Source organism: Rothia nasimurium (genome assembly GCF_035916755.1).
Classification (GTDB): Bacteria; Actinomycetota; Actinomycetes; order Actinomycetales; family Micrococcaceae; genus Rothia.
The window spans coordinates 239,617-259,420 of the sequence record NZ_JAYWIX010000002.1 but is presented as its reverse complement, the minus strand read 5'-3'; the positions used below and the strand labels follow the sequence as shown (position 1 = coordinate 259,420).

The window sequence follows — 19,804 nt, the reverse complement described above, 5'->3', positions numbered from 1 at the left end:
GCCTTAGGCGCTGTGGACTTCGAGGTCGAAGGCTTCCATGGGCGGACATTCGCAGACAAAGTTGCGGTCGCCGCCTGCTCCGTCGATACGGCCCACGGGGGTGAAGTACTTGTTCAGGCGCAGCTCGTGGACGGGGTAGGCTGCCTGGGAGCGGGGGTAGGGGCGAGTCCACTCGTCGGCGGTGACGACCTCGGCGGTGTGCGGGGCGTTGCGGAGCACGGATTCCTCGGCGCTGACCTTGCCGTCGATGACTTCCTGAATTTCAGCGTGGATGTTGGTCATTGCCTCGATGAAGCGGTCCAGCTCTGCCAGGGACTCTGACTCGGTGGGCTCAACCATGAGGGTGCCGGGCACGGGGAAGGCCAGGGTGGGGGCGTGGAAGCCGTAGTCCATGAGGCGCTTGCAGACGTCCTCGGCGGTGATTCCGGACGCCGCGGTCAGCTCGCGCAGATCCAGGATGCACTCGTGGGCCACCAGGCCGGTTTCACCCGCGTAGAGCACGGGATAGAGGGAGCCCAGTTTCTTGGCGATGTAGTTGGCCGAGAGGATGGCGGTCTCCGAGGAAGCGCGCAGGCCCTCAGCACCGGTCATAGCGATGTACATCCAGGAGATGGGGAGCACACCGGCAGAACCAAACATAGCCTGGGAGATGGGCAGGGGTGCATCTGCCAGCTTGCCTTCGGCGTCCGCCTCGAAGCCGTTACCGGGCAGGTACTTCTCGAGGTGGGCGCCGACAGCAACGGGGCCGACGCCGGGGCCACCACCGCCGTGGGGGATGGCGAAGGTTTTGTGCAGGTTCAGGTGGGAGACGTCGCCACCAAACTTGCCGGGCTGGGCCAGACCCATCTGGGCGTTGAGGTTGGCGCCGTCTACGTAAACCTGGCCACCGGCGTCATGCACCAGCTGGCAGACCTCAACAACCTGCTCCTCAAAGACACCGTGGGTGGAGGGGTAGGTAATCATGATGCCGGCGATGGTGTCACCGTACTTTTCAATCTTGGCCTTGAGGTCTTCAACGTCGATGGAGCCGTCGGGGGCGGTTGCTACACCGGCGACGGACAAACCTGCCAGGGCGGCGGAGGCGGCGTTGGTGCCGTGGGCGCTCATGGGAATCAGGACGACGGTGCGCTGGGTATCGCCGTTAGCCTCGTGGTAGGCGCGGATAGCACGCAGGCCAGCGTACTCGCCGGACGCACCGGAGTTGGGTTGCAGGGAGATAGCGTCGTAGCCGGTAATTTCCACCAGCCAGGCTGAGAGCTCATCAATCAGGGCCTTCCAGCCGGCAGCCTGGTCGGCAGGCACGTTGGGGTGGATGGAGGCGAACTCGGGCCAGGAGATGGGTTCCATCTCGGCTGCTGCGTTCAGCTTCATGGTGCAGGAGCCCAGGGGAATCATGGTGCGGTCCAGGGCCAGGTCCTTGTCTGAGAGGGAGCGCAGGTAGCGCATCATGGAGGTCTCAGAGCGGTAGAGGTGGAAGACCGGGTGGGTCATGTAATCGTCGGTGCGCAGGAGGGTCTCGGGCAGCTCGTAGGCGTCGGTCTCCCCCAGTTCACCGCCCAGGGCAGCTGCCAGGGCTTCCAGCACCTCATCGGTGTGGGACTCGCCCACGGAGATGGAGATACGGTCTGCTGAGATTTTACGGACGTTGATACCGGCGTCCAGGGCCTTGGCAACCAGCTCGTCGGCGCGTCCTTCGGCCTCAAAGGCAACGGTGTCGAAGAAGGTCTCGTGGACCAGCTTCAGGCCGGCTGCGGTACCAGCGGCGGCGATGCGGGCGGCATTATCGTGCAGGCGACCCGCGATAGCACGAAGGCCTTCAGGGCCGTGGTAGACGGCGTAGGCACCGGCGGCGATAGCCAGCAGGGCCTGGGCGGTACAAATGTTTGAGGTAGCCTTTTCGCGGCGGATGTGCTGCTCGCGGGTCTGCAGGGCCAGGCGGTAGGCGGGCTTGCCGAAGGCGTCCTGGGAAACACCCACCAGACGGCCGGGCAGGTTACGTTCCATGCCCTTAGAGACAGCCATGAAAGCTGCATGCGGGCCGCCGTACCAGAAGGGCAGGCCAAAGCGCTGGGAGGAGCCAACAGCGATGTCAGCGCCCTGGTGGCCGGGGGCGGTCAGCAGGGTCTGGGCTAGCAGGTCGGCGATGACGGTGACCAGGGCGCCGCGGTCCTTGGCGGCCTTGATGACCGGCTCAATGTCGCGCACTTCGCCGTCGTGGCCGGGGTTGGAGATAATGACGCCGTAAAGGTCGCCCTCGGGCAGGCCATCGGCAAAGTCGGTAATCACAAAAGGAATGCCCAGGGCTTCAGCGCGGCCGCGGACAACCGAGAGGGTCTGGGGCAGGGCACGGGAGTCAATAGCGAAGAAGCCGTTCTTGACCTTGCGGTTGGCCCGGTGCATCATGACGGCGGCCTCAGCAACGGCGGTTGCCTCATCGAGCAGGGAGGCGTTAGCGATGGGCAGGCCGGTCAGTTCCATCACGGTGTTCTGGAAGTTTAGTAGTGCTTCGAGACGACCCTGGGAGATTTCGGGCTGATAGGGGGTGTAGGAGGTGTACCAGCCCGGGTTTTCAAGAATATTGCGGCGAATCACAGCCGGGGTGATGGCGTCGTAGTAGCCTGCACCGATCATCTGGTGCTTGACCTGGTTCTGGGCGGCGTAGGAGGCAATCTTGTTCTGGGCCTCAAGCTCGGACAGGGGGGCGGGCAGGTTGAGGTCGCCCTCTAGGCGAATATTGGAAGGGATGACCTCGTTGATGAGGGCGCCGAGGCTGTCGTAGCCCAGCACCGAGAGCATGGTTTCTTGGTCGTTTGAACGGGGGCCAAGGTGGCGGTCGATGAATGACATGAAACTCTCCAGGGGTAGAGGGTAAACCTGCCCACAGGGGTGCCCTGTGGTGGTGCCCTCCCCGCTCTGTTAAAACCTGAGAGTTTTGGTTCGCAGCTACCCATCACGCTTGGTAGCGGGCGCGAATTTTGCCCCTTCGGTGGGGGTTTAACGCCCCTCTCCAGAGTTGCCTAACTGAGCGGTACATGTGCCTGAGAGTTTCCCGGGGAGGGTTTGCTCCTTCGGCGCCGGTGCCCGTGGTCCCTCAACCTCGAGCATGTACGGTCTCTCCCGCACCAGTTGTAACGGCGTTTTAGTTGTAACAACCCTTATTGTGCCATACCTTACACCCAAAGCACCACACGAGAGACTTTTGGGGTGGAAAAGTCGATTTTACGGGGCGGACGCAACCGCGCCCCGCCCCTGCCCAAGGGCAGGAAAGCGGGGCGCGGGCGTCCGGAAATCTCCCTGAACGGGGAGTGCCAAGCCGAGCTTAGGCGGCGCGGGCAGGCTTCTTGTCTGAGGCCATCCAGAGGGAAACCAGAATAGAAATCACGCAGGTAGAAGCCAGAGCCAGCACGCCCCAGAAATAGTTGCCGAAGGCGGTGTAGGCAGCGCCCATGATTAGGGGCGGGAAGTAGCCGCCCAGGCCACCGGCTGCCGAGACCAGGCCCGATACGGTGCCGGTGTCCTGCGGGCGAACGACCTTGCCCAGCCAGCCGTAGATGGTGCCGGTACCGAAGCCCACAAAGAGAGCCATGACCACGTGAATCAGGGTGTTCACGGTGGTGCTCTCAGGCTCAAAGGCGATGCAGATGGCCAGCACGGTCATAGCAACGAAAACGATGAGGGTGGTGAGCTTGCCGCCGAACTTATCGGCTGCGACCCCGCCGAAGGGGCGGGCCAGCACGGCGCAGGCCGCGAACATTGCCGCAAAAGTACCGCCGGCAACGGCCTCGTAGCCGTAGATGTTCTGCATGTAGGTAGAGAGGAAGTTCGAGAAAGCTACGAAGGCACCGAAGACCACAGCGTAGATGAAGCAGAGCTGCCAGGTGACCAGCTTCTTAGACACAGCCAGAATCTTGGGTAGAACTGGCTCGGGGGTGCGGGCCTTCATAACGGGTGAGTCACGGATAAAGAGCCAGACGATGACGGCGTAGGTCAGGGCGACGCAGCTCATAATGACGTGGGTGGGAAAGTAGCCGAAGGCAGCCAGCATACGGGGGTTAAAGAAGGCAGCGCAGGCGGTACCGACCATACCCATGCCGAAAATACCGGTGGCTAGGCCCTTGCGGTGGGGTTCAAACCAGGCCGCAGCGAAGGGGATGCCCACCGCGAAGATAGAACCGCCAATACCCAGGAAGAAGGCTGCCACCAGCAGCAGGGAGAAGTTACCCATCTGCCCCACCAGGCCGGTAACGAGCACCATGAATCCGGTCAGAGTCAGCATGATGGTGAACATAATGCGCCCACCGAAGCGGTCGGTCAGAGCACCCACCGGAATACGGGCCAGGGACCCAACGATCACCGGGGTGGCAATGAGCAGGGAGCGCTGCCCCTCGGTCAGACCGTAGGTTTCGGTGTAGTACTTGGCCAGGGGGCCAATCATGGTCCAGCCCCAGAAGCCAATCATGGAGGCCAGGGCCGCCATAATGACGTACTTGAACTGGCCAGCAAGCTGCGGATCTTTCGCAGCAACAGCCGTAGTAGACATGGTGTTTTCCTTAGTGGTGGTGGTGCTGGCGCTCGACCGTGCGGGCGTCCTTATTCACGGAGTCTGCGGTGCCTACCGGCGACCAGCCGCGGGCGTGGTTACGCTTGCCCCGTGAGCGGTAGACGATGTAGGGCCGGAAGATGTAGTGCAGGGGCGCGGTGAAGGCGTGCACCAGGCGGGTGAAGGGCCAGAGACAGAAGAGGATCATGGCCACGATGACGTGGATATGGAAGGAGGTGGTGGCGCTCGCCATGGCCTCGACGTTGGGCTGGAAGTAGAAGAGGGAACGGAACCAGACCGAGACGGTTTCGCGGTAGTTGTGGTGCCCTTCAATTTCCATAGCGTTGAAGAGGGTTGCTACTGAGCCGAGGACGATGGCGCTGGTGAGGGCCACGTACATCATCTTGTCGTTCCAGGTGGTGGCGCGGAAGACGGTGGCGGAGGTGCGGCGACGGTAGATCATGGCGAAGAGGCCGATGAGGGTGGCGACCGCTGCGATGGAGCCCAGTACCAGGGCGTTGATGTGGTAGAAGTGCTCCGAGATGCCAACGGCGTCGGTCCAGGATTTGGGGATGACGAGGCCAACGATGTGGCCTACGAGCACGACTAGGATGCCGTAGTGGAACATGGGCGAGGCGATGCGTAGCAGGCGGGATTCGTACATCTGGGAGGAGCGGGTGGTCCAGCCGAACTGGTCGGTTTTGTAGCGCCAGATGGTACCGCCGATGACGATGGCGAGGGTGATGTAGGGGAAGATGCCCCAGAGGAAGAAGTCGAGGGCGTTGACTGTGGTGGTCACAGGTGGGCTCCGTTCTTGTGGTCGGCACCGATGGTGGCGCCGGGTGTCTGTTCGTGGGGCAGCAAAAGGGGTAGCAGGCGGGGGTCGCCGGGGGCCAAGGCCAGGCCGACGGCTTCTGCGGGCGGGCCTGCGGTGACCAGTTTTTGCACGTCCGCCTGAGTTTCTGGGGAAACTCCGGGCAGGGTCTGGCAGACCGCCTCAATCAGCTCATAGTAGGGCAGGTTGTCATCGCGCAGGGCCAGGCGAAGAAGTTCCAGGGAGGGCCGGTAGGCCTGAAGCGCTGCCCGCCCGGCCCGGGCGTCCACCAGGGCGGTGAACTCGAGAACCATGGGCAGGTAGTCCGGCAGTTCCCCGTGCAGGGTGGTGACCATGCCGGAGTCGCGGTACATCTGCTTGAAACGGGCCAGGGCCTCGCCGCGGCGGCGGGTGTCGCCCTCGGTCCAGTAGGACAGGTGGAAAGCGTGGCGACGCGACAGGTCGTATTCCTGCACATATTCAGCCTGCATGGTGTCAAGCTCGGTTGCCTCGTACCAGGTCTTGATGCGGGCTACACCGCGCATTAAGTAGTCATTACCGGTTTCTTGGGCAAGCGCGGTGAGTTCGGGCAGCAGGGCGCGGGTTTCTTCGCTGGGGTAGCGCATGAGGACGCTGGTGAGCTGGTAGACCACGGCGTCGGCGGGTTGGCCGCTTCCCCAGTCCATATCGAAAGGGTCGCCCGAGGGCGGGGTGGCCGGTTCTACCTCGTTCTCGTTGCGTTTGAGGAGTTTGGAGAAGAATCCTGCCACGGCTAGACCTTCTTGCTTCCGGAGGTGTCGGGGAAGAGGGAGTCGGGGCGGGTTTTACCGTCCCACATGAAGATGTCGACCTTGCCGTCGGCGCGGGCGGCGTTGGCGTAGGATCCTGCTGAGACGGGGACGGGGCGGTCACCGGGGTCGGTGAAGGCACCGTCGTAGAGCATGCCGGGGCCGCCGTCGGTGTCGAGGGAGCAGCCGATTTCTTCGAGATTGTGGGCGTCTTCGAGGTGGGCGGGTGGAATGACGTAGCGTTCTTCGTACTTGGAGATGGCCATGAGGCGGTACATCTCGTACATTTCAGCACCGGTCATACCGACTTCGCGGGCGATGTCTTCGTTGCCGACACCACCGAGGGTGATGTCTCGCATGTAGGCGCGCATAGCGGCCAGCTTTTTGAGGACGTTGACCACGATGGTGGTGTCGCCGGCGGTAAAGAGTTCTGCCAGGTATTCAACGGGGATGCGCAGGGAGTCGATGGCTCCGAAGAGGTTGGCCTGGGACTCTGCGTCGTGGCCTTGTTCCTTGAGCAGGTCGATGATGGGTGAGAGCGGCGGGACGTACCAGACCATGGGCATGGTGCGGTATTCGGGGTGCAGGGGAAGAGCGATCTTCCATTCCTTGGCCAGCTTGTAGACCGGGGACTTCTGGGCTGCGGTAATCCAGGAGTCAGGAATACCCTGCTTGGTTGCCTCGCGAATCACCTCGGGGTCGAAAGGATCGAGCATGATGTCGAGCTGGGCCTGGTAGAGCTGCTTTTCATCGGGCACAGAGGCGGCTTCGGTGACGCGGTCGGCGTCGTAGAGGAAGATGCCGATGTAGCGCATACGGCCCACGCAGGTTTCGGCGCAGACGGTGGGAATACCATGTTCGATGCGGGGGTAGCAGAAGGTACATTTTTCGGCTTTGCCGCTCTTGTGGTTGAAGTAGATCTTCTTGTAGGGGCAGCCGGTAATGCACTGGCGCCAGCCGCGGCACTGGTTCTGGTCGACCAGCACGATGCCGTCCTCTTCGCGCTTGTAGATAGCGCCGGAGGGGCAGGACGCCATGCAGGAGGGGTTGAGGCAGTGCTCGCAGATGCGGGGCAGGTAGAACATGAAGGTGCGTTCGAACTCGAACTTAATCTTCTCTTCTGACTGCTGGCGCACTTTTTCAACCAGGGGGTCGAGGTGGCCGGATTCGTGGGCGCCGCCCAGGTTATCGTCCCAGTTGGGGCCCCACTCGATGGAGGTATCTTCACCGGTAATCAGGGATTTGGGACGCGCGGTGGGAAAGTCATCGCCCAGGGGCGCGCTGGTGAGGTTCTCGTAGTCGTAGGTCCATGGTTCGTAGTAGTCCGAGAGCTCGGGCTGAACCGGGGAGGCAAAGAGGGTAAAGAGCTTCTTGAAGCGGTTACCGCTCTTGAGCTCTAGGCGTCCGCGCTTGTTCAGCACCCAGCCGCCCTTCCACTTTTCCTGGTCCTCGTAACGGCGGGGGTAGCCCTGGCCGGGGCGGGTTTCGACGTTGTTGAACCAGACGTATTCGGTTCCGGCTCGGTTGGTCCAGGCCTGCTTACAGGTGACGGAGCAGGTGTGGCAGCCCAGGCACTTGTCGAGGGCCATGATCATTGAAACTTGTGCCATGACGCGCATTAGTAGGTTACCTCCTGCTTGCGGCGGCGAATTCTTGAAACGATATCTCGCTGGTTACCGGTGGGTCCCAGGTAGTTGAAGGCGTAGGCCTGGTGGGCGTAGCCACCGATCAGGTGGGTGGGTTTGACCATGATGCGGGTGACGGAGTTATGAATGCCGCCTCGCTTGCCCGACACCTCTGACTTGGGGATGTTGACCAGGCGCTCCTGAGCGTGGTGCACGTAGACCACACCTTCGGGCATACGGTGGGAGACCACCGCGCGGCCCACGAAGACGCCGTTGGCGTTCTCGCACTCAATCCAGTCGTGGTCCTTGACCCCGATTTTGGCGGCATCCTGAGGACTCATCCAGGCGTGGGTACCACCGCGGGAGAGGGTCTGCATGTAGAGGTTGTCGTGGTAGGAGGAGTGGATAGCCCACTTGTTGTGTACCGTCACGTAGCGCACGGCAACCGACAGGTCCCCGGTTTCACCGATTTCGGGTTCACCGAAGAGGTTGTGCATATCGAGCGGCGGACGGTAGACCGGCAGCTGCTCGCCCATCTCGCTCATCCAGTCGTGGTCGAGGAAGAAGTGCATACGACCGGTGAGGGTGTGGAAGGGCTTGAGCTGTTCGATGTTGAGGGTGAAGGGGGCGTAGCGGCGTCCGCCGGTCTCTGAGCCTGACCATTCGGGTGAGGTAAAGACGGGGCAGGGCCGGTCCTGGGTATCGCGGAACTTAATACGCTTTTCTTCGTTGCCCTCGGCAAGGTGGTGCATTGTCTTGCCCACGCGCTTCTCCAGGGCCTTGAAGCCCTTGAGAGCAACGGGACCGTTGGAGGTACCCGAAAGAGCCAGGATGGTGTCGGCCAGCTTAATGTCGGTATCAAGGGCCGGCAGACCAGCGCCCTTACCGCTACCCATGACGCCGTGTTCCTCAGCCAGCTGGGCCAGCTGCTCGTTGACGTCCACGGTCACAAACTTGGTGGTGGTGCCCAGCTTGGAGAGCAGGGGGCCAACCGAGGTGTACATGTCGTAGATAGCCGGGTAGTCGCGCTCCACCACGGTGAAGATGGGCATATTCTTGCCCGGGATACCGGCGATGCCCTGGTTCTTCCAGTCCGGGGCGTGGCCGCCGGGCTGGGCCAGCTGACCGGGGGTATCGTGCTGCAGGGGCACGGATACCAGGTCGCTGCGCTTGCCCAGGTGCTTGGCTGCCCACTTGGAGAAGAGGTAGGCCAGTTCCTTGAAGACCTGGTGGTCGGTCTTGGTCTCCCAGGGCGGGTTAATGGCCGGGGAGAAGGCGTGAATGTAGGGGTGCATATCGGTGGAAGAGATATCGTGCTTCTCGTACCAGGTGGCGGCGGGGAAGACGATGTCCGACAGCAGGGTTGAGGACGTCATGCGATAGTCGGTGGTCACCAGCAGGTCCAGCTTGCCTTCGGGCGCATTCTGGGCCCACTTGACCTCGGCGGGCTTGAAGTCTTCGGCGTCCTTACCCATGACCGAGTTGTGGGTGCCCAGCAGGTGCTTGAGGAAGTATTCCTCGCCCTTGGCGGACGAGCCCAGCAGGTTGTTGCGCCACAGCACCAGGGTGCGGGGCCAGTTGACCGGGTTATCTACGTCCTCTACCGAGAAGTCCAGGTCGCCCGAGTTCAGGCGCTGGGCAACGTAGTCTGCCGGGGACTCGGCGGTGCCAGCGGCAACCGCTGCGGCACCGGCGTCCGCCAAATCCAGGGAGTTTTCGGGGAACTGGGGGTAGAAGGGCATCCAGCCCATGCGCACGGAGCGGGCCAGCACGTCGGCGGTGTGCACCCCGCGCAAATCCCCCTTGGCCAGGGGCGATTGCAGAGAGTCGGTGGTACGGCCGTCGGAGCGGAACTGGTCGGTGTGCATGTACCAGAAGGCGGTACCGGCCTGGGTACGCGGCGGGCGAATCCAGTCCAGGGCGTTGGCCATGTGGGACCAGCCCGTGATGGGGCGGGCCTTTTCCTGACCGACGTAGTGGGCCCAGCCGCCGCCGTTGCGGCCTTCGGCGCCGCACATCATGAGCAGGGCTAGAATCGCGCGGTAGGTGGTGTCGCCGTGGTACCACTGGCAGATACCGGCACCCATGATAATCATGGTGCGGCCACCCGAATCGATGGAGTTCTGGGCGAACTCGCGGGCGGTGCGAATCACGGCCTCGGCGGGTACAGAGGTAATGGCTTCCTGCCAGGCCGGGGTGTACTGGGTGTCCGCGTCGTCGAAGCTGGTAGCCCAGTGACCGGGCAGGCCGGGGCGGCCGATACCGTACTGGGCCAGCATGAGGTCAAAGACGGTGGTGACAGTCTTACCCTCAACGGTGATGGTGGGTACGCCGCGGGTAATAATCTTGCCGCGGCCCGAGGGCTCGTCGAAGGCGGGCATCTGGATCTCGACGGCGCGCTCGGCACCGGTCGGCAGATCAAGGATGGACAGGGCAGGCTTGACGCCCTGTAGGTCCAGGTTCCATTTGCCTTCGTCCTCAGCGTTGTAGCGGTGACCCAGGGAGCCGTTGGGCACCACGACCTCGCCGGTTTCGCGGTTGAGCAGGGCGGTCTTGAAGGACGCATCGGGCACCTGGGCGTGCTCGGCAAGGTTGGCGGCGGTGAGGAACTTAGCCGGAACCGTCACCCCGTCCTCGCGGGTCTCTAGGGTGACCAGGAAGGGGAAGTCGGTGTAGGTGCTCACGTAGTTCTCGAAGAACTCAACGCGGCGGTCGACGAAGTTCTCCTTGAGGATTACGTGCCCCATAGCCATAGCAAGGGCGGCGTCGGTGCCGGCCTGGGCGGGCAGCCATTCGTCGGCGAACTTGGTGTTATCGGCGTAGTCGGGCGAGACGGAGACAACCTTGGTGCCGCGGTAGCGTACCTCGGCCATCCAGTGGGCGTCGGGGGTGCGGGTGACCGGGATGTTGGAGCCCCACATCATCAGGTAGGTGGCGTCCCACCAGTCACCGGATTCACGCACGTCGGTCTGGTCGCCGAAGACCTGGGGTGAGGCTACCGGCAGGTCAGCGTACCAGTCGTAGAAGGAGGTCATCACGCCGCCGATGAGCTCGATGTAGCGAGCACCCGAAGCGTGGGAGACCATGGACTTGGCAGGAATGGGTGAGAAACCGATGTTGCGGTCGGGCCCGTAGGTTTTGATGGTATGAATCTGGGCTGCGACCACCATTTCGAGGGCTTCTGCCCAGGAGCCGCGCACCAGACCGCCCTTACCGCGGGCGCTCAGGTAGCGGGAACGCTTTTCGGGGTCAGAGACGATCGAGGCCCAAGCTTCGACGGGGTCGCCCAGGCGGGCGCGGGCTTCGCGGTACATTTCAAGCAGCACACCGCGGATGTAGGGGTACTTCACGCGGGTGGGTGAGTAGGTATACCAGGAGAAGGCTGCGCCGCGGGGGCAGCCGCGGGGTTCGTATTCGGGGCGGTCGGGGCCGACGGTGGGATAGTCGGTGGCCTGAGCCTCCCAAGTGATCACACCGTCTTTGACGAAGACCTGCCAGGAGCATGAGCCGGTGCAGTTAACGCCGTGGGTGGAGCGGACGACCTTGTCATGGCTCCAGCGGTTGCGGTAGAAAACATCGCCTGCGCGACCACCCTTGAGGAAGGCTGCGCGGCCGTCGTCGGTTTCGTCCCACTTGGTGAAGAATTTGCCGAATTTGATGAGCTTGTCAGTGAGAGGCCCGTCGGGCCCAGGTGTGTGTGATGCCTGCTGTGTCATGGGCACCAGTCTACCCAATAATTCGTACAATAAATACCGAATAAAAATCTTCGCTAATTAAGCATCAGGTATGCACATATTCAGTGGTGTCAGAGCTTTACACCACCCGCTCAGATGCCCTACCCCTGGCTTGTCAGCCAGGAGTCAATGCCACCTTCCACGCTGTAGAGATCACTGAAACCAGCATCGGTGAGCAGCTTCAGAGCCTTGAGCGAGCGCACCCCCGCCGCACAGTAGAGAGCATAGCGCCCCTGGTGGCTGGGCAGGATCGTGTCAATGGCCGACCCTAGAGCCGGATCGGTGGAAGCGGCTTCAATCAGCGACAGGGGTAGGTTGAAGCTACCCGGAACAGCCAGCGCTGCGTGCTCGTGGGGCTCTCGCACATCAATGAGGGGAACCCCCTCAAAGTAGGGTGAGCCAGCAATATCAGCCCAGGTAACTTCCATACCGTACTGGTCAGGTTCGGCGGTAGCGGGTTCCCAGTCGGCAGCAGGCGGACGCAGGGGTGCAGGGGCCTGCCCCTTCCCCGCTACCTGCCCACCGGCGTCCGCACCGGAACCCGCCGTGCGGGCACTCGAGTCGGCACCCGAACCAGAAGCGGCGCGGGAGGTAGAAGCAATCAGGGGGATGTACTCCCAGCGGCCGGTCAGACCGGTATAGTAGCCCACCTCGCCCATCAGCGGCTGCCCAATACCGGTCAGCAGCTTAATAACTTCCAGGGCCATCGCGGTTCCAACGACCCCAGCCAGGGCACCGATCACCCCTGCGGTAGCGCAGTTAGGTACCGAACCGGGGGCTGGTTCGAGCGGGTACAGGTCCTCGTAGACCGGCCCATGACCCGCCCAGAAGACGCTCATCTGGGCGTCAAACCCGAGAATGGCACCCCACACATGGGGAATACCCAGGGCGGCAGCAGCGCGGGAGGCGGTGTAGCGGGTGGGGAAATTATCGGAACCATCAACCAGCACGTCCACCCCGGCTAGTAGCTCTGCCGCATTAGCGTCGGTCAGACGCTCCTTGACAGCTTCGACCCTAATCAGGGGGTTGAGTTCGCGCAGGGTTTGGGCGGCTGAGTCAGCCTTGGATGCCCCCACCCGGGCATAGGAGTGGATGACCTGACGGTGCAGGTTAGAGGTTTCTACCGCATCATCGTCGATGATGAGAATACGACCGACACCTGCCCCGGCCAGGTAGAGCAGGGCCGGGGAACCCAGGCCGCCTGCCCCAATCACCGCGACCGTTGCCGTGTTCAGCTTTTCCTGACCAGCCTGCCCCATCTCCGGCAGAATCATCTGCCGCCCGTAGAGCTGGTAGGCCAGCGACGTTAGTTCAGAGGTCATGGTAGGTCTTTCTCTAGAGTGAAGCGGGCTCTTCCCGCTGGGCAGGTCTCGCATTCTCGCCCGCAGACCCTCTTGGGGCTCGCGCTGGGGCGCTCGCCCCAATTCACGCCAGCCCCGAGCCAGCGGGCTCGGAACGCAAGACCTACCCCAGCAGCATCTGCATCTTCTATGCTTCTAGCCGGTAGGCGTATCGATTCCCACCCACTGCACACTGCCGTCGGTGAGTTCTTGTTCTTTCCAGATGGGCACTTCTGCTTTGATGCGGTCAGCTGCCAGGGAGCAGGCGGTGAAGGCTGTGCCGCGGTGGGCTGCTGCCGCAAGGACAGTGAGGGCGGATTCGCCGATGGGGATGGGGCCAACGCGGTGGGCTGCCCACAGGCGCACGCCGGGGATTTCTTCTGCCACCGAGTGCAGGACGCGCTCCAGGTAGTCGGTTGCCTGCGGGTGGGCGGTATAGGCCAGGGCCGCTACGGGCTCCCCGTGGTCGTGGTCGCGCACGATGCCGTCGAAGACGACCAGGGCGCCCATAGCTCGGGTCATGGTCGCTTCTTTAGCTCCTGCTAGGAGCGGTTCGAGGGGGTCTTCGGTAATGGAGGCGTGAACGACTGTGGAGTCAACCGGTTCGAGCGGACGCCCGGCGTAGGGGTTGGCTCCTGTGGGGTCTGGGTGGTTAGTGGTCATGGTAGTCCTCTAGCTGGCGGCAGATGTGGGTCACGAGGGGTTCGAGCACGGCACAACCGTCTTTGACTCCCCCGGTGGAGCCGGGCAGGGTCATGATGAAGCTGGTGCCGATGACGCCTGCGATTCCGCGGGAGAGCACAGCGGCGGGGGTGTTTTTGAGACCCTGATTCCAGAAGGCGTGCATGATGCCAGGAACTTCTTTGGTCAGGTGGGGGCGCACCGCCTCGACGGTTGTATCGTCTGAGTTGAGGCCGGTTCCGCCGCTGGTCAGGATGAAGGTGGGTAGCTGCCCTGATGCTACTAGCCGGTCGATATAGGCGGGTATGTCGGCGTCCGCCACCACGACGGCGTCGGGGGTTTCAAAGCCCTGGTCGCGCAGCCAGGTGACCGCTAGGGGGCCGGATTTATCTTCGTAGATACCGCGGGCGGCCCGGGTGGAGGCTACGATGACGAGGCCGGTACGGTTCTTGGGCAGGGTGTAGCTGCTGCTCACTGCTCTACCTTCCAGTCACCGGATTTACCGCCGGTTTTTTCCAGTACCCTGATCCCGGTCAGTACGGCCTGCTTATCAACGGCCTTAATCATGTCGTAGACCGTCAGCGCCGCCCCGGAGACAGCGGTGAGGGCTTCCATTTCCACCCCGGTGACGCCACGGGTTTTAACCAGAGCCTCGATGCGGATACGGTCGGGGTGCCGCTCAAAGTCGATGGTGATTTTGCCCAGGGGCAGGGGGTGGCAGAGGGGGATAATCTCGGGGGTTTTCTTGGCTGCCATAATACCAGCGACGCGGGCCACGGGCAGGGCGTCGCCCTTGGGTAGGTCGGCGTCAAAGATTTTTTCAATGACGTCTGCCCGGGTGACGATATAGCCCTCAGCCACGGCGGTGCGGGTGGTTTCGTTTTTCTCGGTGACATCGACCATGTGGGCGCTGCCGTCGGCGCGCACGTGGGTGAGCTGGTCTGCTGGGGTGGGGGCGGTCATGATTCTTGGCTAGCCTCTCAACACAAAATTAATCAGTATTTACTATACGTGATTTGCAGGCGGGGTAACTTTTGGTACAGCTACAGGGGAATATACCGCACCAGCTCGCCGCCGCGATAGGCACGCCCGGGTTCCAGTTCCACCAGGGCATCGGCGCGGGCTGCCTGTAGTAGCAGGTGGGAACCGGTGGCAGCGCTCGGAGCCAGCAGGGTCAGGATGCTCCCGCCCGGCTGGACCTGCCGGGTCAGCTGAGCCCGCCGGTACTGGGTTTTACCTTCCGGGGCAGCAAGGGGGGCTTCGAGCACTAGCTGGCCACGGGCGTCCTCCCGTTCTTCGCCCATCAGATGAGCCAGGGCTGGCCGCAGCAGCAAGTGGTAGCTGATGAGAGTGCTGACCGGGTTACCCGGCAGGCAGACCACCGGGAGTACCCTGCCAGTAGGAAGACCCAGCAGGGCCAGGCCCTGGGGGCCGCCGGGCTGCTGGGTGGCGTGACCAAACCAGTGCGCAAGCACCCGAACCGTGCCTCCAGCAGCAGTGCCCCGAGCAACAGGGTCGGCAGCCAGGGCCGCCAGACCCAGACGAACCACCTCGTACTTACCGTGACTGATACCGCCGCTGGTGACGATCACATCGGGCGTCCGCTCTGCAAGCGCACCAGCCAGGGCCGCAATAAAGTTTTCCACGGAGTCGCCGATGGGTAGGTGGTCGGCAGTGCAGCCGTCCTGCTCTGCAAGGGCAGTAAGTACCGGCCCGTTGGCGTCAAAAATCTGCCCCGGGGCAGGGGCTGCACCAGCAGAAGCCACCTCATCGCCCCCGGTTACAATCAGCAGGTGCAGGGGGCGGTAGACCTCAACGTCGCCTATCCCCTGGGCGGCTAGAGCACCGAGCAGGGCGGGGGTCAGGCGACTGCCGCCTTCTGCCAGAAGCTGACCGGCTGCAACGTCCTCCCCCTCGGTACGCACAAAGGTTCCGGGGGCAAGCGGCGGCAGCTCAACCTGCCCGCCCTCACCCACAAACCCGGCGGCGTCCGGCTGCCCTACCAGCGGGCGGCTGTGCTCAACCGGTACCACGGTGGTGTAGCCTGCGGGCACAGGCGCACCGGTCATAACGGGGTAGACCATATCATCAGCCACCGGCAGCCCGGTCACAGGCGACCCGGCGGGAATATCGGGCCCTACCTGAAAGACACGGCAGTCATCTTGCGCCGCTGCACTGGTCAGCGCATAGCCGTCCATCTGGGAGTTGGCGAAGGAGGGCTGCGGAATCAAGGCGTAGAGGGGTTCGGCGAGTTGGCACCCGGCGGCCTGCTGGAGGGGTAACCGCTGACTGGTGGGGGTGACGGTAGCAGCGACCAGTTCACGTACACAGGCAGCATAGGCGCCCGGCGCGATACTCTCCCCCTCGGGGAGCAGCCGGTCAAGGGTCTCTTGGGCTTGTGTCATGCTCGGCGGTTTCCTTTCAGTCGGCCCAACCAGAGGGCAAAGGCTCCGGCGGCCAGCAGACCCAGGTAGAGAGCGATCAGCATGAGCGCCGCCCCCAGGGCAGCGTCCATGCGGTTAGAGCTTAAAGCCAGGTCAATAGCCAACGGAAGAGTGCGGGTCACACCCTCAATATTCCCGGCAAAGGTGACGGTGGCACCGTACTCCCCCAGAGCACGAGCAAAGGTCAGGACGGCTGCCGTCAGCAGGCCGGGAGCAGCCAGGGGCAAGAGCACACGGGTAGTAACCTCGGTGGGGCTCGCCCCCTCAAGCCGGGCAACCTCGGCGAATTCAGGAGGCAGCGCTCGCAGGGTGGTGACTAGGGTGGCTACAAAGAAGGGCAGGGCCACAAAGGTTTGGGCCAGAACCACAGCCAGCGGGGTGTAGGCCACCGAGAGGCCTGCCGTTTCAAGCCAGGAGCCGAGCAGCCCTCGCCTGCCCCAGAAGAAAAGCAGAGCCAGACCAGAGACTACCGGGGAGAAAATGATGGGGGTGTAGATCAACCCGTAGAGTGCCCAGCTCAGGCGGCGAGCGCGAGACTGCTCGAGTACCGTGGCCAGCACTAGGGCTGTAGGGGTGCCTAGCAGGGCTGATACAGCGGTAGCAGCTAGAGCGGTGAGCACCGAGAGGCGAACGGCAGCCAGGGCAGCTGGTTCTGCCAGCAGCTGGGGCAGACTCCCCCAGGGCGTACGAACCAGAAGGGACAGCAGGGGACCCGCAATGAGTGCCAGGGTGAGCAGGGTGGGCAGCACAGCGTGCACGGGGACGGATGCGAAGGAGCTGGCCCGCCCTCGTGGCGGCGGGGTGGGTGCGGGGCCGGGTGTGCTCATGGTTCTAGTTTAGGCAGGTTCGAAGCCGTAGTCGGCAAGAATCTGGGCTGCTACCTCAGAAGTGACCAGCCAGTTCGCAAAGTTTTGGGCGCTTTCCTTACCTTGACCGCTGCCGGTGAGGGCTAGGGGGTAGGCGTTGCGTTCGACCTGGGGCAGGGTGATGACGGTGATATCGTCGGTGGCTGATATAGCGGTGGCGTCGGTGGAGTAGATGAAGCCGGCATCCACCTGGCCGGTGGCTACCTTGGTGGAAACTGCCGAGACGTTAGCTTCTTCGGTGGAGGTGGTTAGCTCTACACCCTGGCGGGTAAGTTCCTGGTGGGCCAGGCGTCCGCAGGGTACTTCCTGGGCGCAGATTGCGGTCATGACGCTGCTTGCAGCCAGGTCATCCACGCTATCGATGGCAGCGGGATTGCCGGGGGCGGTGGCCAGCACCAGGGCGTTGGTAGCGATGGTTTCGGGGGTGGAGTCAGCCAGTTCTTCAACCGTGTCGATAGCCTGGGTCATGGTGGTGCTATCGGCGGTAATCAGCAGGTCGGGGGTGGCCCCTTCGGTCATCTGGGTTATTAGCTGGGATGACCCCGCGTAGGTGGCGGTGATGTCGGCCTGCGGGTTTTCTTGGCGGTAGGCTGCGATGAGTTCATCGCCCACGGCTCCCAGGGAGGCCGCCGCAAAGACCTGCACGGGGGCGTCCGCACCGGTGCTGCCCTGACTGCTCTCGGGGGCGGACGCCGGTGAGCCGGGGGCGCAGGCCGCAAGGGCAAGTACGAGGGGCAGGATAGCTAGGATGGGGCGGCGCACGAGTCCTCCTGGCGCGGGTAACAGTAGCCTGGGCTGGTTTGTTTCTATAGATTAGTGTAGAGCCAGGTGGTGTTCTTCACCCGGTTTAGCTAGGCTAAATATTACATCTGAAATGCCGATTAAGATTTGTGAAAGTGCGGGTATGCCCCAGTCCTCAGCCCTCAACCCCCCGGTGCCCCTGGGTTCTTCTATCCCGGTTGTGACCGGCGGTGCCAGCGCAGCTGCACACCCGGGCGTGCCCTCATCAGGCCCCCTTGCCGACCGCTGGGGACGCACCGCCACCGATCTGCGCATCTCTCTGATGGACAAGTGCAACCTGCGCTGTGTCTACTGCATGCCCACTGAAGGCCTCAACTGGCTTCCCGGAACACAGCTTCTAACCCTCAATGAGGTCACCCGCCTGGTAAGGGTAGGTGTGCGAGATCTAGGAATCGAAGAAGTACGTTTTACCGGTGGCGAGCCCCTAGTACGAGCTGACCTCACCGATATTATTGCTGCCGTCCGCGCCGAACACCCCCACCTGCCCATCTCCCTGACGACCAACGGCATCGGACTCGATAAAAAGGTAGATGCCCTGGTTCAGGCCGGGCTCAACCGGGTCAATGTCTCCCTCGATACCATCTGCCCCGAAACCTTTGCTCAGCTCACCCGCAGAGACAAGCTGGCCTCCGTGCTCACCGGGATTGAGGCGGCCGCAGCAGCCGGGCTCACCCCCCTCAAAATTAATGCCGTCCTTATGGCCGGGGTCAACGACACCCAGGGCCACGAGCTCCTTGCCTGGGCGCTGGAAGGGGGCTATCAGCTCCGTTTTATCGAGCAGATGCCCCTGGACGCCGACCACAACTGGACGCGCGAAGGCACCATCACCGCCGAGCAGATTCGTCAGCGCCTGGCCGACCACTACGATCTGTTGCCCCACGGGCGTCCGCGCGGGGCCTCCCCCGCAGCCCTCTGGGACGTCTATCCACTGGGTCACGCCGGCACAGCAGAGCCCCTGGGGCAGGTGGGCATTATCGCCTCGGTCACCGAGCCCTTCTGCTCAGCCTGCACCCGGACCCGCATTACCGCCGACGGCAAGGTGCGATCCTGCCTCTTCTCCCTGACCGAGACCGACCTTATGGGTGCCCTGCGCGGCGGGGCCAGCGATGCTGAACTGGCCCAGATTTGGCGCGGAGCCATGTGGGCCAAGCCCAAGGCCCACGGCAAGGACACCGTCGGCTTCGATACCCCCGATTTCACCCAACCTACTCGATCAATGAGCGCCATCGGCGGCTAAGATTCAAGGACTTTCCATGCAGATTAACTTTTTCGCCGCAGCCCGGGCGGCAGCGGGCCGCCCCAGCCTCACCCTCGACCCAGCCCAGCTACCTGCCCCTACTCTTGCCCAGGTTCGTACCTACCTGGCAGAAGAATTCACCGGCAGCACTCCCTCGGGCCAGACCCTGGCCGATATTCTGCCGCGCTGCACCTTCCTCGTCGACGGGGTTGCCGCCACCGACGAGCAACTCGATGACCCGATGCTCCTGACGCAGGCTGAACGCCTAGATGTCCTTCCACCCTTTGCTGGTGGCTAGGAGGAATACCCGGTGAAGACCCCCAGCTACTCGGCCCTGATTCTGGCAGGCGGACGCTCCTCCCGCCTGGGCGGGGTGCCCAAGGCCCTGCTCTCCAACGGTGAGCACACCCTGCTCGACGGAGTTCTCGCCGCCTGCACGGAGGCAGAGCACCGCGTGGTCGTCGGCCCGGCAGAGCTCACCCTGCCCGCAGGCGTCCTACAGACCCGGGAAGAACCGGTCTTTAGCGGGCCAGCAGCCGGTATTTCTGCCGGGCTTGCAGCCCTGGCAGCAGCCCAACCTGACGTTTCGGCGCTCACTCACCGCTGGGTACTGGTTCTTTCCTGCGACTTACCCCGCGCCCAGGCCGCTGTGCCCCTACTTGTGCAGGCGGCAGCGTCCGCGCCGGAAGAGACCACCGGCTACTGGGCTGTCTCTGAGGGCATCACCCAACCCCTGCTGGGCATCTACCGAGCCGCGGCCCTGGCTCCTGCCTTTGCAGGGGATACCACCAACGCCTCCGTCCGCCGTTTTCTCAGCCCCCTTGAACCTGCAGAATTAGAACTACCTGCCGACCTGACCGCCGATATCGATACCTGGGAGGCTGCCCGCGCCGCAGGCTATACCCAGGCACCGCCCCAGCCCTAAGGAGACCAC

The 19,804-nt window shown here is 63.2% G+C and carries 16 protein-coding genes and 2 riboswitches; of the genes, 3 read left to right on the top strand and 13 right to left on the bottom strand.

What is annotated here, in order from left to right:
* Window positions 1-3 precede the first annotated feature (3 nt).
* From gcvP to modA, 13 genes are all read right to left on the bottom strand, one after another.
* Window positions 4-2,847: an aminomethyl-transferring glycine dehydrogenase gene (gene gcvP / locus VSX42_RS02980; RefSeq protein WP_326502895.1), complete on the bottom strand. Its 2,844-nt coding sequence runs from the start codon at window positions 2,845-2,847 to the stop codon at window positions 4-6.
* A gap of 56 nt (window positions 2,848-2,903) precedes the next feature.
* A riboswitch (glycine riboswitch) is annotated at window positions 2,904-3,016 on the bottom strand.
* Window positions 3,017-3,130: riboswitch (glycine riboswitch) on the bottom strand.
* 189 nt (window positions 3,131-3,319) lie between these two features.
* Entirely contained in the window at window positions 3,320-4,540 is a 1,221-nt protein-coding gene (locus VSX42_RS02975; RefSeq protein WP_326502894.1) for an MFS transporter, read from the bottom strand.
* A gap of 10 nt (window positions 4,541-4,550) precedes the next feature.
* Entirely contained in the window at window positions 4,551-5,339 is a 789-nt protein-coding gene (gene narI / locus VSX42_RS02970; protein WP_326502893.1) for a respiratory nitrate reductase subunit gamma, read from the bottom strand.
* Window positions 5,336-6,124 carry a nitrate reductase molybdenum cofactor assembly chaperone gene (gene narJ / locus VSX42_RS02965; RefSeq protein WP_326502892.1) on the bottom strand — a complete coding sequence of 263 codons (789 nt, stop codon included), beginning with the start codon at window positions 6,122-6,124 and terminating at the stop codon, window positions 5,336-5,338. Before narJ ends, narI begins: the two co-directional genes overlap by 4 nt.
* A gap of 2 nt (window positions 6,125-6,126) precedes the next feature.
* Complete coding sequence (narH, locus tag VSX42_RS02960) at window positions 6,127-7,761, bottom strand: nitrate reductase subunit beta (RefSeq protein WP_326502891.1); 1,635 nt, start codon at window positions 7,759-7,761, stop codon at window positions 6,127-6,129.
* Complete coding sequence (locus VSX42_RS02955; protein WP_326502890.1) at window positions 7,761-11,483, bottom strand: nitrate reductase subunit alpha; 3,723 nt, start codon at window positions 11,481-11,483, stop codon at window positions 7,761-7,763. The genes narH and VSX42_RS02955 overlap by 1 nt, the downstream gene beginning before the upstream one ends.
* A 119-nt stretch (window positions 11,484-11,602) precedes the next feature.
* The gene (locus VSX42_RS02950) at window positions 11,603-12,823 is read right to left on the bottom strand and encodes a ThiF family adenylyltransferase (RefSeq protein WP_326502889.1); all 1,221 of its coding nucleotides are present in this window, start codon (window positions 12,821-12,823) and stop codon (window positions 11,603-11,605) included.
* A gap of 174 nt (window positions 12,824-12,997) precedes the next feature.
* Window positions 12,998-13,504: a molybdenum cofactor biosynthesis protein MoaE gene (locus VSX42_RS02945; protein ID WP_326502888.1), complete on the bottom strand. Its 507-nt coding sequence runs from the start codon at window positions 13,502-13,504 to the stop codon at window positions 12,998-13,000.
* Complete coding sequence (locus VSX42_RS02940; RefSeq protein ID WP_326502887.1) at window positions 13,494-13,997, bottom strand: MogA/MoaB family molybdenum cofactor biosynthesis protein; 504 nt, start codon at window positions 13,995-13,997, stop codon at window positions 13,494-13,496. Before VSX42_RS02940 ends, VSX42_RS02945 begins: the two co-directional genes overlap by 11 nt.
* Window positions 13,994-14,485, bottom strand: coding sequence for a cyclic pyranopterin monophosphate synthase MoaC (gene moaC / locus VSX42_RS02935; RefSeq protein WP_237206198.1), 492 nt, complete (start codon window positions 14,483-14,485; stop codon window positions 13,994-13,996). Before moaC ends, VSX42_RS02940 begins: the two co-directional genes overlap by 4 nt.
* Window positions 14,486-14,565: 80 nt before the next feature.
* Window positions 14,566-15,927, bottom strand: a complete 1,362-nt coding sequence (locus tag VSX42_RS02930; RefSeq protein WP_326502886.1) for a molybdopterin molybdotransferase MoeA — start codon at window positions 15,925-15,927, stop codon at window positions 14,566-14,568.
* Complete coding sequence (locus VSX42_RS02925) at window positions 15,924-16,793, bottom strand: ABC transporter permease (protein WP_326502885.1); 870 nt, start codon at window positions 16,791-16,793, stop codon at window positions 15,924-15,926. Before VSX42_RS02925 ends, VSX42_RS02930 begins: the two co-directional genes overlap by 4 nt.
* Before the next feature lie 9 nt (window positions 16,794-16,802).
* The gene (gene modA / locus VSX42_RS02920; RefSeq protein WP_326502884.1) at window positions 16,803-17,594 is read right to left on the bottom strand and encodes a molybdate ABC transporter substrate-binding protein; all 792 of its coding nucleotides are present in this window, start codon (window positions 17,592-17,594) and stop codon (window positions 16,803-16,805) included.
* A gap of 142 nt (window positions 17,595-17,736) precedes the next feature.
* Here modA and moaA point away from each other — a divergent pair, with 142 nt between their 5' ends.
* From moaA to mobA, 3 genes are read left to right on the top strand one after another with little or no spacing between them, the layout of a single operon-like run.
* A complete protein-coding gene (gene moaA, locus VSX42_RS02915; protein ID WP_326502883.1) occupies window positions 17,737-18,870 on the top strand; it encodes a GTP 3',8-cyclase MoaA in 1,134 nt (377 codons plus the stop codon).
* 16 nt (window positions 18,871-18,886) lie between these two features.
* On the top strand, window positions 18,887-19,168 hold the full coding sequence (locus VSX42_RS02910; protein ID WP_326502882.1) for a MoaD/ThiS family protein: 282 nt from the start codon (window positions 18,887-18,889) through the stop codon (window positions 19,166-19,168).
* A 12-nt stretch (window positions 19,169-19,180) separates the two neighbouring features.
* Window positions 19,181-19,795, top strand: coding sequence for a molybdenum cofactor guanylyltransferase (gene mobA / locus VSX42_RS02905; protein ID WP_326502881.1), 615 nt, complete (start codon window positions 19,181-19,183; stop codon window positions 19,793-19,795).
* The last annotated feature ends 9 nt before the right edge of the window (window positions 19,796-19,804 follow it).

Coding starts and splice junctions, on each gene's coding strand:
- VSX42_RS02925 (WP_326502885.1), bottom strand. CDS start 16,793: ATGAGCACACCCGGCCCCGCACCCACCCCGCCGCCACGAGGGCGGGCC.
- VSX42_RS02975 (WP_326502894.1), bottom strand. CDS start 4,540: ATGTCTACTACGGCTGTTGCTGCGAAAGATCCGCAGCTTGCTGGCCAG.
- VSX42_RS02910 (WP_326502882.1), top strand. CDS start 18,887: ATGCAGATTAACTTTTTCGCCGCAGCCCGGGCGGCAGCGGGCCGCCCC.
- gcvP (WP_326502895.1), bottom strand. CDS start 2,847: ATGTCATTCATCGACCGCCACCTTGGCCCCCGTTCAAACGACCAAGAA.
- VSX42_RS02955 (WP_326502890.1), bottom strand. CDS start 11,483: ATGACACAGCAGGCATCACACACACCTGGGCCCGACGGGCCTCTCACT.
- VSX42_RS02950 (WP_326502889.1), bottom strand. CDS start 12,823: ATGACCTCTGAACTAACGTCGCTGGCCTACCAGCTCTACGGGCGGCAG.
- VSX42_RS02930 (WP_326502886.1), bottom strand. CDS start 15,927: ATGACACAAGCCCAAGAGACCCTTGACCGGCTGCTCCCCGAGGGGGAG.
- moaC (WP_237206198.1), bottom strand. CDS start 14,485: ATGACCGCCCCCACCCCAGCAGACCAGCTCACCCACGTGCGCGCCGAC.
- VSX42_RS02945 (WP_326502888.1), bottom strand. CDS start 13,504: ATGACCACTAACCACCCAGACCCCACAGGAGCCAACCCCTACGCCGGG.
- narH (WP_326502891.1), bottom strand. CDS start 7,761: ATGCGCGTCATGGCACAAGTTTCAATGATCATGGCCCTCGACAAGTGC.
- moaA (WP_326502883.1), top strand. CDS start 17,737: ATGCCCCAGTCCTCAGCCCTCAACCCCCCGGTGCCCCTGGGTTCTTCT.